The organism is Janthinobacterium sp. LPB2021202312-11-4 (assembly GCF_037049705.1).
GTDB lineage: Bacteria > Pseudomonadota > Gammaproteobacteria > Pseudomonadales > Pseudomonadaceae > Aquipseudomonas.
Map to the genome: position 1 here is coordinate 33,617 of NZ_JBAGKV010000042.1, position 13,866 is coordinate 47,482.

Consider the following 13,866-nt stretch of genomic DNA (forward strand, 5'->3'; position numbering starts at 1 on the left):
TTCACCGCAAAATAATCAAATGCCCCATCACGGCGTGCTGCTCAAACCCCAACACCCCCTGCAACGAATTCAACACCGCTTGCGGGTCCTTGCTTGGAAAACTCCCACTGACCCGCCGCGCCGCCAGTTCATCGTTGAGCACCAGAATCGGCCCCGGGTAATAGCGGCGCAAATCCTCCACCACATCCGCCAGGCTCGCCTTGTAGTAATTCAGCCAGCCCTGACGCCAGGCCAGTTGCGCTTCGCTGTCCACGGCATGCAGTTTTTCCGCTGAGCCCTCGCCATACGCCACTTGCTGGCCGGCGGTGAGGATTTGCTGCTCGGCATTGTGCTGCGCCGTCACGCCGACCCGCCCGGACAGCACCGTCACCTGGGCACCATGGGGTTGCAGGCGCACTTCGAATTGCGTGCCCAACACCCGCGCCTGACCCTTTTCCGCTTCCACCACAAACGGCTCGCCGGTATGGGTCACGCTGAAAAACCCGGCGCCGCGCCGCAACTGCACATGCCGCTCGCCACGGCTGAAATCCACGGCAATCGCGCTGTCGGCATCGAGGGTGACCTGGGATTGATCGGCCAGAGTGACGGTGCGAATTTGCCCCGGCGCCGAGACATAGTCCGCGCCCAGATCATCGGCCCAGCGCAACGGTTGCCACCCCGCGCCGACACCCTCCATCAGCAGTAAACACGCCGCCATCGCCAACGCCCCGGACCAATGCTGCACGCGGGTGCGCCGCGAACGGTTCATCGCATTGAGATACCCCTGCAAGGCAAACGCCTCTTCATCGGCCAGGGTTCGCGCCGGCCCTTCACTCAATTCCCACACCACTTGCGCCTGGGCATAGGCCTCGGCGTGGGCGGGATCGGCCTGCAGCCAGTGACTGAAGGTGAGTTGATCGCCACTGCTGGGTTGATCGTGCAACAGACTCAGCCAGGCGAAAGCGGCCTGTTCCTGGGCGGGCGTCGGGGTGACGCGTTCGGCGTGGTTCACGGTGCTTTCCTTGGCGTGCGCGGTTCGGGGTCCCGCAGGCTGGCCTTGCAGGCGTCGAGGGCGCGCATCATATGTTTTTCCACGGCACTTTGGGACAACCCCATGGCCTTGGCGATTTCGGCGTACTTGCGACCGTGAATGCGATTGAGCAGGAAAATCTGCCGCGTGCGCTCAGGCAACGCGCGCAACGCGGCTTCGACGTGACGTAAATCGTTGCCCGCCTCCAGCGCCGCTTGCGGTTCGCTGCCCTGACTGTCCGGCGCATCGGGCATCCAGCCTTCACTGACCCGCACCCGTGTGCCTTCGCTGCGCAAATGGTCGATGGCGATGTTGCCGGCGCAACGCAGCAGATAAGTGCTGAGTTCCTCGACCTGCACCAGCGGCCGACGCCAGAAGCGCAGGAACAAATCCTGCACCAAGTCCGCCGCCGTCGCCCGGCAACCGACACGCCGATTCACCAGCGCCTCCATCTGCGAACGCTGGGACAGGAACACCTGGAGAAAATGCGCACGGGCACCACCGTGTTCGTCGTCGTGGGATTCCGGAGGGCTGCCGATCATCACATCAGCACCGCACAAACCGGGCTGGCGAGCAGGCTCAGCGCCGCCAATGACAACGCCAGACGCGGGCGATACGGCAGCAGCAACACCAGCAGCAAGGCGCTGAGCATCAGCACCGCGAACCACTCGACCAGGCCCAACCCCCAACCGGTTGCCCAGACCGCCGCCCACAACGACACGCCGAGCAACAACCAACCGCCGAACTTCATGACGTGCCGACGCCGCGCCGACGGCTTGCGCCCAAGCACGTCGGCGTGATGCCGATCCATCGACAAACACAGCGCGGTGAAACCGCCGTAACAGAGCAACAGGGCCAGCAGCATTCAGGTCGCCTCGCGCTCAAGGGGAGCAGGTCGGACGCGCGCCCTGGTGGCCGTTGTGACGCGACCGGCGCGCTGCATTTTCCACGCAGCCCACCCCAGGAACAGGCCACTGCCCAGGCACGTCAGATCGAAACCGGCCATGGCCCAATCGCCTTGCACCAGCGAAACACCCAGGTGATACGGCGTGGTCAGCGCGTTGAGCACTGGCACCGCGCAGAACAACCCGGCCGCCAGCGCCAACTGCTCGATCCACGCCGCGCGACCGCGACGGAGCGTGGCGTGCAGCACGCTCAGGCCCCAGACGATAAAGAAGCTGTTCACTTCCCAGTTCGCCCGTTCGGCCATTCCCACCGGCAACAACCGATTGGCCCAGAAGAACGCCACCACCGCGACCATCAGTCCGGACATGCTGGCGATGTTCAGCACTTCCACCAGGCGCAATTCGAACGGCATCACGCCACTTTTGGCGTGTTTGAGCTGACGCTTGCCGAGCCAGATCACCAGCCCGGTGCCGATCATCGCCGTGCCTGCCAAACCGCAAATGAAATACAACCAACGCAACACCGGGCCGGCGAAATTGCCCATGTGCAAACCGTAGAAAGCGCCGGCAATCGCCATTGGGCCAGGCAGCGCCGGGGTCGTACTCAGCAGTTCGCCGGTCACCCCGTTGAACGTCACCGCGCGGCCGAAGTCGTGGACCACACCCTCCGCGCCGTCCCGCTCCAGAACGACAGAGGCATTGGCGTCACCGGGGTTGTTGACGCTGAGGCTCCCGGCCTGCCCTTGCGGCCATTGCGCGCGGGCCCGTTCCAGCAGTGGCGCCAACGGTATCAACTGGCCCGGTTGGCCGGCGGCGGTCGGTCGGTTGGACTCTGGAAACAACTCATCGAAAAACGCTTCGGTATTGCCCTTGTACGCGGCGAGGATGCTCGCCGGCATCACCATCGACATGAAAATCACCAGGCTGCTGTAGGTGATCATCAGGTGAAACGGCAGCACCAGCACACCCACCGCGTTATGCCCGTCGAGCCAGGAACGCTGGCCCTTGCGCGGGCGGAAGGTGAAGAAGTCCTTGAAGATTTTCTTGTGGGTGATGATCCCGCTGATCAGCGCGACGAACATCACCATGGCGGCAATCGTCGACAGCCAGCGCCCCCACGGATAAGGCATCTGCAACTGAAAGTGGAAGCGGTAGAAGAAATCGCCGCCCATGGTTTCCCGGCCCTGCACGTCGGTGCCGGTTTGCGGGTCGAGGGTCTTTTTAGTGAATTGGCCGCGCTTGCCGGGCTCGGCCGGGGCTTGCTGCCAGCGCAGTGTCAGGCCGGGCTCGCGGGCATTGGGCAAGTCGATGAGCCAGCGTGATGCGCCGGCGGCGTGCTGCTGGAGATAGTCCTGGGCCAGCGTCAGGCTGGCTTCGGAGGACAGCGTGCGCGCCGGAATTTCCGGCTGCATCCAGTGGGTGATCTCAGCCTTGAAATACGCGAGGGTGCCGGTCAGAAAAATCGCAAACAGCAGCCAGCCGAAGATCAACCCGGTCCAGGTGTGCAGCCAGGCCATGGCTTGGCGAAAACCCTCTTTCATGGGTGGCCCGCCCAGTACGCCAACCCGGAAATCGCGGCCAGCACCACGCTTGGCACGATCAAGCCGAACCAGGCCTGCCAGGCACTGCGACAGGCGAAGCACCACAGCACCGCCACCAGATACGCCAGGAACGACGTCATCATCCCGGTGACCACCGCTTCGGCGCGGGCCATCGGCAGCCACAGCGTCAGGCTGACACTGGCCAGCGCGGCGACGACATAACCGCCCAGCACGGCAGCCAAGACCCGGGAAGTCACCGCCAGTCTGTAGGAAACGGGGAGCGTGCTGCTTTTGCCTTTCATGTTTCAACCTTGAAACCGGGGTGAGGTCCGTGAACGTCGCGAGACCAACAAGGGCGCAATATTAATGATAAATATTCTCATACGCAAAAGAGATCCGATTGCCGGATGCAGGTTGACGCCTCTACAATGCGAACAATTCTTGTTCTCTAACGTATCCGTCTGTGTCGGAGTGGTTTTGTTGCAGCCCGCCAATCCCGTCGAAATCCTCTATCACGACCACCACCACTGGCTCACCGGTTGGCTGCGGCGCAAGCTCGGCTGCCCGGACAGCGCCGCCGATCTGGCCCAGGACACGTTCATGCGGGTGCTGACGGCCCGGGAAACGCCGCAGATCATCGAGCCGCGTGCGTTCCTGACCACCATCGCCAAGCGTGTGTTGTTCAACCATTACCGTCGCCAGGACTTGGAGCGCGCCTACCTCGACGCCCTCGCACAGATGCCGGAATGCGTGGCGCCGTCGGAGGAAGAGCGAGCGATCATCCTGCAAACCCTCATGGAGCTGGATCAGTTGCTGGACGGCTTGCCGCGTTTGGTCAAACGCGCGTTTTTGCTGGCGCAGGTCGATGGCCTGACCTATCCACAGATCGCGGCCGAACTGGGCATCTCCATCGCCACGGTCAAACGGCACCTGAATAAAGCGGCGATGCGCTGCTACTTCGCCCTATGAACGCGCCATCGGAATTCTCTTCCCGGGTCGCCGAGCAAGCGGTGCATTGGTTGGTGGAAATGCAGCAAGGGCCGTTAAACCCGCGCCAGCAACAGGCGTGGCAGCAATGGCACGACGGGCATAGCGAACATCAGCGGGCGTGGGAGCATATCCAGCGGGTCAATCAACGCTTGCGCGGGTTGTCTTCGCCCCTGGCCCACGCCGCGCTGAACGCGCCGAAATCCGGCAGCCGTCGCCAGGCGTTGAAGCTGTTGCTGATTCTGGGCGCTGGTTCTGCGGTGACGTGGGGCATGCGCGAGCACAATCCGCTGACGCCGTTGCTGGCCGATTACCGCAGCCCGATTGGGCAGCGGCGCAAAGTGGCATTGGGCGATGGCAGTCAAATTCAGCTCAACACTGCGACGGCGGTGGATGTGCGGGCTGACGGGCTGATCCGTTTGCTTGAAGGCGAGATCTTGCTGACCGCCGCCTGGGCTTTTGAAGTGCGCACGGCTCAAGGGGTGTTGAAGACCCAAGGCGCGCGACTCAACGTGCGGCAGTTTGCGGATCGCACTCAGGTGGCGGTGTTCGAAGGTCGCGTCGAATTGACGCCCGATGGCGGCTCGCCGCTGCTGCTGCAAAGTGCCCGACAGTTGAGTTTTGGAGAACGCGGCCTCAGCCATCCGCAACCGCTGGACGCCAACAGCGGCGCCTGGGCCGAAGGTATGTTGGTGGCGGCGCATATGCGGCTGGGGGATTTTCTGGATGAGCTGGGTCGTTATCGTCGCGGGCAGATTAATTGCGATGCGAAGGTGGCTGATTTGTTGATCTCCGGGACGTATCCGCTGGACGACAGTGAGCGGATTCTTGAGCTGCTGGAAATCAGTTTGCCGGTGCGGGTGAAGCGGTTTACCCGGTATTGGGTGACCGTGGAGGCCCGGGTTTAATAGCAAGAGCAAAAGATCGCAGCCTTCGGCAGCTCCTACAGGATGAACACCAACCTCAACGTAGGAGCTGCCGAAGGCTGCGATCTGTTGATCTTAAAAAAAGATGAGCCGTTTTTCAGATCTGGCGTGACAGAGAAGGAAAGCCCCCTTGATTCCACCTTCTCAGGATCGTCGCCCATGCAACCCACCCGCCTCACCCCGCTGGCCCGCACCGTGCGCCAACTCTTGCTGGGCGCCAGCCTGAGCTTCGGCGCCCTGGCACACGCCGCCGACGCCAAGCCGTACCACATCGCCCCTTCAACATTGGAAAATGCCCTCAACCAATTCGGCCGTGAAGCCGGGGTGCTGATTTCCTTTGGTTCGCAAGTCACCAGCGGCGTGAAAAGCCGTGGCCTGGAAGGCAATTACACGACCGAGCAAGGTCTGAACGCCTTGCTCGAAGGCACCGGTCTGCAAGCCCGAGCCGAAGGCAACAATGCGTTCAGCCTGCAACCGGCGGGCGAAACCGCGCTGGAACTGGGCACCTCGACGGTGGTCGGCGATTGGCTGGGGGATGCGGCGCAGATCAACGTGTTCGAACACCCCGGCGCCCGGGACGTAATCCGCCGTGAAGAATTCGAACGCCAGGGCGCGACCCAGGCCAAGGATGTACTCAACCGCATCCCCGGCGTCAACGCCCCGGACAACAACGGCACCGGCAGCCATGACATGGCGCTGAACTTCGGCATTCGCGGACTCAACCCGCGCCTGGCCTCGCGCTCCACGGTGCTGATGGACGGCATTCCGGTGCCGTTCGCGCCCTACGGTCAGCCGCAGTTGTCGTTCGCGCCAATCAGCATGGGCAACATGGACGCGGTGGACGTGGTGCGCGGCGGCGGTGCGGTGCGTTACGGGCCGCAGAACGTCGGCGGCGTGGTCAACTTCGTGACCCGGGCCATTCCCGATGAACCGACGGTCAAGGGTGGGTTCCAGACCGAAACCAGTCCGTCCTCCAGCCACGACGGCTTCAAAACCACTGGTAATTTGCTGGCCGGCGGCACCGCCGATAATGGCCTGGGCGGCGCGCTGCTGTATTCCGGCACGCGCGGTGGCGACTGGCGCGAACACAGCGATACCGAAATCGACGACCTGATCCTCAAGGGCAAATACCAGCTCGACGAGGCCAACAGCTTCAACGCGATGGCCCAGTATTACGAAGGCAAGGCCGACATGCCCGGCGGCCTGAACGTCGCCGATTACGAGGCCGACCCGTACCAGTCCACGCGCCCGAAAGACCAGTTCTGGGGCCGTCGCACGATGTTCAATTTCGGCTATCGCTATCAGGAAGATCGCCGCGAGTTCACCGCCAACACCTTCTTCACCAAAACCTTGCGCAGCGGCTATCTGGACCAGGGCACGTTCCTTTCGCTGTCGCCGCGTGAATATTGGGTACGTGGCCTCGAAACCCGCTTCGCCCAAGGCTTCGACCTCGGCCCGACCAGCCATGAAGTCGGGGTCGGCTATCGCTACATCAACGAGGCCGGCCACGAACTGCGCTACCGCACGCCGATCGCCAGCAATGAACTGCCGACCACCAACAGCCGCAATGACCGCGACACCCGTGGCGGCACCGAAGCCAATGCGTTCTTCGTCGATGACCGGATCGACATCGGCAAGTGGACCCTCACGCCAGGCGTGCGCTACGAGATGATCGAATCGCAACAGACCAACAACCTGACCAACGTGAAATACAAGGGTGACTACAACACCGCGCTGCCGGCGTTGAACGTGCTCTATCACCTGACCGACAGCTGGAATCTCTACGCCAACACCGAAGGTTCGTTCGGCAGCGTGCAATACAGCCAGATGCCGAATCGGGTGACCAGCGGCGAAGTCAAACCGGAAAAGGCCCGCACCTGGGAGCTCGGCACCCGGTATGACAACGGTGCACTGCGGGCGGAGATCGGCGCGTTCCTGATCAACTTCGATAACCAGTACGAAAGCAACCAGACCAACGACTCGGTGATCGCCCGGGGTGAAACGCGCCATCAAGGTATCGAGTCGAGCATCAACTATGCCCTCGATGACTTGAGCCCGGCATTGGCTGGTTTTGATGTCTACGCCACCTACGCCTACGTGGACGCGACCATCCGCGAAGACGGGCCGAACAAGGGCAATCGTGTGCCGTTCTCCTCGAAACACAAAGGCACGCTGGGCGTCGGTTACACCGAAGGTGCGTGGAAGCTGAACCTGGACAGCAGCTACCAGAGCGACCAGTTCGCCGATAACGCCAACACCTCGAAAGAAAGCGCTGACGGCAGCACCGGTCGGATTCCGGGCTACATGCTGTTCAGCAGCCGCGCGGCGTATGACTTCGGGCCCAAGTTGTCGGACCTGAACGTGGCGGTGGGGGTGAAGAACATCCTCAACCACCAGTACTTCACCCGCTCGTTTGATGACAACAACAAGGGCAAGTACGTCGGTGAACCGCGCACGGTTTATCTGCAGACTTCGGTAGCGTTCTGACGGGCCGCGCCTGGATCGATCCTCAAAGACCAGCCCCGAGGGGCTGGGCCGGCGGCGTCGGTCCATGCGTTGTTTCCAGCGGTGCAGGGACGAGTCGGCCCTTTACCCTTTGTTCATAGTCGTAGGCATAGGCGAGCAACTGCCCCTCACTCCACATGCGCCCGACAAAGATCAACGAAAAGGGCTGGCCTTGCGGATAGGCGCCACTGGGCACTACGACGCCGGGAATGCCGGCAATATTGATGGCCGATGAAGTGGTCGCGTCGATGAAACTTTCATACAGGTCGCCCACGGGGTCGACCATCTGCGGGAAGACCAGTGCATCCAGGTTGTTTTCATCCATGACATGATTGAACACCCGCAAGTAGTCTTCTCGTAGCTGGCCAAATCCGGAAAGGTCCGGGGCGGTGGCGGGTGTTTTGTAGGTCTTGCGCAGTACCGCCAGTTGGTCGGTGTAGTAATCGAGCGGTCCGCCCTTTTCGAAGAGATTGAGCCCCAACTTGTCCTGCAACTCTTCAAGCGAATGAACGGCTGCACTTTTCCCGAGTTTTTAAGGTAGCGATCAAAGTCATAGGCGTGCGCCTCGGACCCTCGCGGATCATAGCTGCCGTCAGCCGGCGCCAAATCAACAAAACCTGAACCAACGAAAGGATCTGCAACTGCGATAGCGCCCAGGGACTCAAGCTGCGCTATGGCTTTGTGATACTCCGCGTTTGTCGCGGGTGACAAATGCCCGAAGGTCGTACTCCAGCCGGGCCCCAGCAGCCCGATGCGCTTACCTTTCAGCGCCCCGACTTTAAGACCCGACGTGTACCCGCGTTGCGGGATATTGCCAAAAGCGGCCGTGGTTTTAGGGTCCTCCAGGGTGTAACCCGCCAACACGTCGAGGGTCATTGCCGCGTCGCGCACGTTGCGGGCAATCGGCCCGATGACATCTCGTGTGGAGCCCGCCTGCGGGATGACTCCGGAGTTCGGAACCAGGCCAAACGTGGGTTTGATGCCCACCACGCTCTGCGCACCCGCCGGGTTTTGAATAGAGCCGCCGGTTTCTTCAGCCAGCCCCACCACGGCAAAATTCGCCGCGACAGCGGTGCCCGTACCGGCGGACGATCCCCCGGGCGACCATGAGCGATTAAGTGCGTTGTAAGTCGCGCCAGCCCAACTGTCATTGGCATTGGCGGGGTTTCCGGAGAACACCGGGACATTGGTTTTCGCCAGAATGATTGCACCGGCCGCCCGCAAGCGTTGCACGACCGCCGAATCCTTTTCAGGAATCAGATCGAAGCCGCCCGCTCTCGATGAGAGGGGTGCATAACCCGCCGTGGAGGGAAGGCCAGCCATGTCCATGGTGTCTTTCACGACAACCGGAACGCCGGCCAGCGGCCCGAGTTTTTCTCCGGCGTTACGCCGACGATCTATCTCCCGCGCATCATCCAGCGCCTTTGAATTCATCGCCGTAAAAGCGTTGTAGTACGGATTGAATTGCTCGATGCGAGCGAGAAAGACTGTCGTCAGTTGTTCTGACGTGTAGACCCCGGTCTCAAGTGCTTTTTCGATTTCGGGAATCGTGATTTCCTGAATATTGATCTCGGCACTTTTAACGCTGGGGCTGTTAACCCCGACAACGACGGCAGCCAACACCGACAACATCAACCGTTGCGGGTTATTGATGGTCTTTTTCAATCGGACTGTCCCTGTCTTACACAGCTTCTCTCTTGAAACGATGCACATTTGTTTCCTGCCTGACATCAACAAGATCAAACACGCGCTGCATCAATTAACGTAATACGCTCAGCGAAATTTATAGAGGCCGACTATGGCCGTTTCAGGGCAGGGGAAAACAGCCTGCAACAATCACCTGCACCACAAACAAAAACGGGCCTGCATAAGCAGGCCCGTTTGTCGGTGGAAAGGTAAAAAGTGAATCAGGCTTCAGCCGTTTTGCGCAGCCTGTTCGTTCTCGAGAAACTCGTCTTCCAGCAGCGCATCGGCTGCGACTCTCTCGAACGGCACGACAGCGGCACGTGGTTTGCCCCGCAGTTTGCCGAACAGATGTTCCAGGGCATGTTCGAGTTTTTCGGCCGCCCCGTCGATCGCTTGCTCCAGGGTGTCGGCTTTATGGGTGACGGAAATCGGTTGATGGCCTTTTGGCCGCGCTTCCAGCTGGCAGCGCATGTCATGCGGTCCGGGCTTGTCGCCGTTCTCGTCCCGCAGATGAACCTCGACGCGGGTCAGGTCCTCTTCATAACGTTCGAGCGTGCTCTCAATGGTAGTACGTACCCACTCCTCCAGTCGGATGCTGCTTTGAATATGGTTATCACTGTTGACTTGGATTTGCATAGTTCATCCCTTATTTCAGCTAGCTCGCGAGAGGCCGGTCGGCTTGCCCTTGGGCGTCATCACCGTGGCCTCTTACTTACACAATCGGTCTGTGCGCCGAACATTTCAACCCCTAAAAAAAGATAAATTTTCATTCGCAAAAAAAGCCGGACAAGGAGCAAAAGCGCTGTTAAGGTCGGGAGTTGGGTCGCTTCACTTCTTTGTCATAATTGCTCACATCTGCTGCTCCGCCAGCGGATGCAGACTGCGAAAAACCCCCGCCTCTTCCACCAGCCAGTCATGCACCGCCCGCACGCCCGGATGGCTCAAAGCCCCCGGCGCATAGAGCAGCATGTAGCGTTTGTGATTGGGCACCGCCAAGCCAAACGGTACGATCAACGTCCCCCGCTCCAGCTCATCGTTCAGCAATGTCCGCCGCGCAATCGCCACCCCCATCCCGGCAATCGCCGCTTCGATGGTCAGGTGATTGCGATTGAAGGTGTGCCCGCGCCGCACGTCGGCGCCTTCGAAGCCGATGGCGTTGAGGTAGAACTCCCACTCCGCGTATTCGTAACTGCCGCGCCAGGCCGTGATGTCGTGCAGCAACGGGAAATGCATCAGGTCTGCCGGCCCGTGCAGCGGCGGCCGGCCACGCAACAGGCCCGGAGCGCAGACCGGAAAGATCTGCTCGTCGAGCAAGGCTGTGGATAACAATCCGGGGTAACTGCCGTCGTTCAGGTCGATGGCCAGGTCGAAGTCGCCCTCATGCAACGGCACGCTGCTGTCCTCGGCCACCAGCCGCAGTTGAATGTCCGGGAAACGCTGCTGCAAGCGCGGCAGGCGCGGGGTCAGCCACTTGCTCAGGAACGATGGAATCGAGCGCACCCGCAACGTTCCGCTGATCATCCCGGCGTCCAGTCGGCGCAGCTCAGCGTCGATGCTGCCGTAAGCCTCGTTGACGGTGATGGCCAGTCGCTGGCCTTCGGCGCTCAGCTCCACACCGCGAGCACGCCGATGAAAAAGCCGAAAACCCAAACGCTCTTCCAGTTGACGGATTTGCTGGCTGACCGCCCCCGGTGTGATGTGCAGTTCTTCGGCGCAACGGGTGAACGACAAGTGCCGCGCGGCACAGGAAAACACGTGCAGCCAGACGTAGGTCTGGCCGTGCAATTGACGACTCATCGTTTAGTCCTGCTAAAGGCTGTCTTAGGAAGTTTCGTTGGTCAGGGTGGACCGGGGCAGGCAGTATCGCCGACATTGCGCTTGTCCTACAAAACATGGCAGCGATTTCTCTTCCATTGCTTGTATAGGCTTTAGCATGGCTATCAGTGTTTTCGATCTCTTCAAAGTCGGCATCGGTCCGTCCAGTTCTCACACCGTCGGCCCCATGCGCGCCGCCGCGACCTTCGCCCAAGCCCTGATCGACCAACATTTACTGAACGATGTTCGGCGAGTCGAAATTCGCCTTTATGGCTCCCTGTCGGCGACCGGCATCGGTCACGCCACCGACCGCGCCTGCGTCATGGGCCTGATGGGCGAATGGCCGGACAGCATTGATCCCTCCTCCATCGACAGGCGAATCCAGACGCTGCGCGAAACCGGCGAATTATCGCTGGCAGGCAAAACGACCATTGCCTTCAACTGGCAACGCGATCTCCTGCTGCTCGACGAGCGTTTGCCCTACCACCCCAATGCGATGTCTCTGACAGCCTTCGGCGAAACCGGTGAACTGTTCGAGCAAACGTACTACTCGGTCGGCGGTGGTTTCATCATCGAGTCGGCCGAAGCCGAGTCCGGGATCGCACCGACCAGCGACGTGGTGCTGCCGTACGACTTTTCCAGCGCCGCTGAATTGCTCAGGCTTTGCCATCAGCATGGCTTGCGGGTTTGCGAGTTGATGATGGCCAACGAGCGAGCCTGGCGCAGCGACGCCGAGATCCGTCAGGGCCTGCTGCACATCTGGTCGGTGATGCGTGAATGCGTCGAGCAAGGTCTGCGTCACGAAGGCATCCTGCCCGGCGGTCTGAATGTTCCGCGCCGCGCGGCGAAATTGCACCGCAGCCTGTTGGAAATCGGCAAGCCGAATGTCATCACCTCGACCCTGTCGGCCATGGAGTGGGTCAACCTGTTCGCCCTCGCCGTGAACGAAGAAAACGCCGCCGGCGGACGCATGGTCACCGCACCGACCAACGGCGCGGCCGGGATCATTCCGGCAGTGTTGCACTACTACATGAAGTTCAACCCCGACGCGTCGGACGATGACGTGGTCGCATTCTTTCTGGCCGCAGCCGCCGTGGGCATTCTCTGCAAGAAAAACGCTTCGATCTCCGGCGCCGAAGTGGGTTGCCAGGGCGAAGTCGGCTCGGCCTGCGCCATGGCGGCGGCGGGGCTGGCGGAGGTGCTCGGCGCCACCCCGGAGCAACTGGAAAACGCCGCTGAAATCGGCCTGGAACACAACCTCGGCCTGACCTGCGACCCGGTCGGCGGCCTGGTGCAAGTGCCGTGCATCGAGCGCAACGCCATCGCGGCGGTGAAAGCGATCAACGCCACGCAAATGGCCCTGCGCGGTGATGGCAAACATTTCATCTCGCTGGACCGGGTGATCCGCACCATGCGCGACACCGGCGCCGACATGCAGGACAAATACAAGGAAACTTCACGCGGTGGCCTGGCGGTGAGTTGGGTGGAGTGCTGAGGCGCACTCACTGACGTTTTAAAACGTGAGCTGCGCAAGAATAACAACAACGCCAAAACGACGACTGATGTACATAGACCTTTTCCGACAATGCCTTTAACGTCGGCCCAAAAGCTGTTGCGCCAGTCGCGTCTTTGATGCGTTACATCAAGTTACTTCATCGACACTTCCAATTCGCACAACCAAACTTTTAGCCAATGTTTTTCAGAAAAAAATGATAGCCTTGCAACTTTGCTTTATTGGTATAAGGACATTCCAGTGATAAGAAACATCTTATTACCTTTTTGCACTTTACTTCTTTTGGCCGGTTGCCAGGCACAGTCAATCCCGCTTCCGAAAAGCGAGAAGCTCTCCCCCGACAAAGTCGCCCGGATTGCAGTAACTATCGAGAACAAATACTCGAAACTATCCGCTGACGTTCGCGAAAAGCTGCTGAATACCGTGGTGCGCTCTTTGGACAATATGGTGTTTGTCGAAGGTGGCGAATTTCAGATGGGGGATTTTGGCTGGGTGTATGACGATGACCCCGCGAATATGTGTGACTGGCCTTGCGGGGTGGAGCCGGAACGGATGGGGCGGATCAGTATGGACGGGGACGATGATTTTGTTCATCCGGTTAAGCTGAGCGGTTATTACCTGTCAAAATTTCAAACAACGATGGGGGATTTTGATCTGTTTTTCATTGCTCATGGGCAGCCGTTGTTTGATGCAGAGTTACGCAAGCGCGAAGATTTAGAATTCCGTTATCAACCAAATTTGCCTGCGGCAACACAAAGCTGGCAAGAGTCCAAGGACTATTGCGGATGGTTGAGAGAGCTAAGTGGTTACCCAGTGGATCTGCCCACCGAGGCCCAGTGGGAATATGCAGCGCGCAATCGCGGCCAATACGTGGCATTCCCTACCGATAATGGCAGCTTGAACTATGGACGCAACTTTACAAAACCCAATGGAAAAGGCCGTACCTTTGCAGTTGATAGTTTTGTCCCTAACCCCCTAG

Annotated in this window: 13 protein-coding genes; 5 read left to right on the forward strand and 8 right to left on the reverse strand. The window is 60.3% G+C overall.

All coding sequences use genetic code 11. The annotated features are described in order from the left end of the window. Position 1 precedes the first annotated feature (1 nt). The 5 genes from V5E99_RS28410 to V5E99_RS28430 are packed head-to-tail and all read right to left on the reverse strand — an operon-like array spanning position 2 to position 3,757. The gene (locus V5E99_RS28410) at positions 2–991 is read right to left on the reverse strand and encodes a FecR family protein (RefSeq protein WP_499805710.1); all 990 of its coding nucleotides are present in this window, start codon (positions 989–991) and stop codon (positions 2–4) included. Beyond that, complete coding sequence (locus V5E99_RS28415; RefSeq protein WP_499805711.1) at positions 988–1,551, reverse strand: RNA polymerase sigma factor; 564 nt, start codon at positions 1,549–1,551, stop codon at positions 988–990. Before V5E99_RS28415 ends, V5E99_RS28410 begins: the two co-directional genes overlap by 4 nt. Then, positions 1,551–1,874 (reverse strand): DUF3325 domain-containing protein, encoded by a 324-nt coding sequence (locus V5E99_RS28420; RefSeq protein ID WP_499805713.1) that lies wholly within the window; start codon positions 1,872–1,874, stop codon positions 1,551–1,553. Before V5E99_RS28420 ends, V5E99_RS28415 begins: the two co-directional genes overlap by 1 nt. Then, the gene (locus V5E99_RS28425) at positions 1,875–3,455 is read right to left on the reverse strand and encodes a PepSY-associated TM helix domain-containing protein (protein ID WP_499805714.1); all 1,581 of its coding nucleotides are present in this window, start codon (positions 3,453–3,455) and stop codon (positions 1,875–1,877) included. It lies immediately after the preceding gene. Further along, the gene (locus V5E99_RS28430; protein ID WP_499805716.1) at positions 3,452–3,757 is read right to left on the reverse strand and encodes a DUF3649 domain-containing protein; all 306 of its coding nucleotides are present in this window, start codon (positions 3,755–3,757) and stop codon (positions 3,452–3,454) included. The genes V5E99_RS28425 and V5E99_RS28430 overlap by 4 nt, the downstream gene beginning before the upstream one ends. Before the next feature lie 178 nt (positions 3,758–3,935). On the opposite strand from V5E99_RS28430, the gene V5E99_RS28435 reads away from it, so the two are divergent. The 3 genes from V5E99_RS28435 (at position 3,936) to fecA (ending at position 7,855) form a co-directional block, all read left to right on the forward strand. Further along, positions 3,936–4,424 carry a sigma-70 family RNA polymerase sigma factor gene (locus tag V5E99_RS28435; protein ID WP_499805717.1) on the forward strand — a complete coding sequence of 163 codons (489 nt, stop codon included), beginning with the start codon at positions 3,936–3,938 and terminating at the stop codon, positions 4,422–4,424. Then, the gene (locus V5E99_RS28440; protein ID WP_499805719.1) at positions 4,421–5,350 is read left to right on the forward strand and encodes a FecR domain-containing protein; all 930 of its coding nucleotides are present in this window, start codon (positions 4,421–4,423) and stop codon (positions 5,348–5,350) included. The genes V5E99_RS28435 and V5E99_RS28440 overlap by 4 nt, the downstream gene beginning before the upstream one ends. Positions 5,351–5,527: 177 nt before the next feature. Next, positions 5,528–7,855, forward strand: a complete 2,328-nt coding sequence (gene fecA / locus V5E99_RS28445; RefSeq protein WP_499805720.1) for a TonB-dependent Fe(3+) dicitrate receptor FecA — start codon at positions 5,528–5,530, stop codon at positions 7,853–7,855. Positions 7,856–8,068: 213 nt separating this feature from the next. On the opposite strand, the gene V5E99_RS28450 is transcribed toward fecA, so the two are convergent. The 3 genes from V5E99_RS28450 to V5E99_RS28460 all read right to left on the reverse strand — a co-directional run bounded on the left by V5E99_RS28450 (position 8,069) and on the right by V5E99_RS28460 (position 11,356). Beyond that, positions 8,069–9,538, reverse strand: coding sequence for an amidase (locus V5E99_RS28450; RefSeq protein ID WP_499805721.1), 1,470 nt, complete (start codon positions 9,536–9,538; stop codon positions 8,069–8,071). A 249-nt stretch (positions 9,539–9,787) separates the two neighbouring features. Further along, a complete protein-coding gene (locus V5E99_RS28455) occupies positions 9,788–10,195 on the reverse strand; it encodes an HPF/RaiA family ribosome-associated protein (RefSeq protein ID WP_054049780.1) in 408 nt (135 codons plus the stop codon). A gap of 213 nt (positions 10,196–10,408) precedes the next feature. After that, positions 10,409–11,356: a LysR substrate-binding domain-containing protein gene (locus tag V5E99_RS28460; RefSeq protein WP_499805722.1), complete on the reverse strand. Its 948-nt coding sequence runs from the start codon at positions 11,354–11,356 to the stop codon at positions 10,409–10,411. A 136-nt stretch (positions 11,357–11,492) separates the two neighbouring features. On the opposite strand from V5E99_RS28460, the gene V5E99_RS28465 reads away from it, so the two are divergent. Further along, the gene (locus V5E99_RS28465) at positions 11,493–12,869 is read left to right on the forward strand and encodes an L-serine ammonia-lyase (RefSeq protein WP_499805723.1); all 1,377 of its coding nucleotides are present in this window, start codon (positions 11,493–11,495) and stop codon (positions 12,867–12,869) included. A 258-nt stretch (positions 12,870–13,127) separates the two neighbouring features. Next, a partial coding sequence (locus tag V5E99_RS28470) for a formylglycine-generating enzyme family protein (protein WP_499805724.1) occupies positions 13,128–13,866 on the forward strand: 739 nt, incomplete at its 3' end.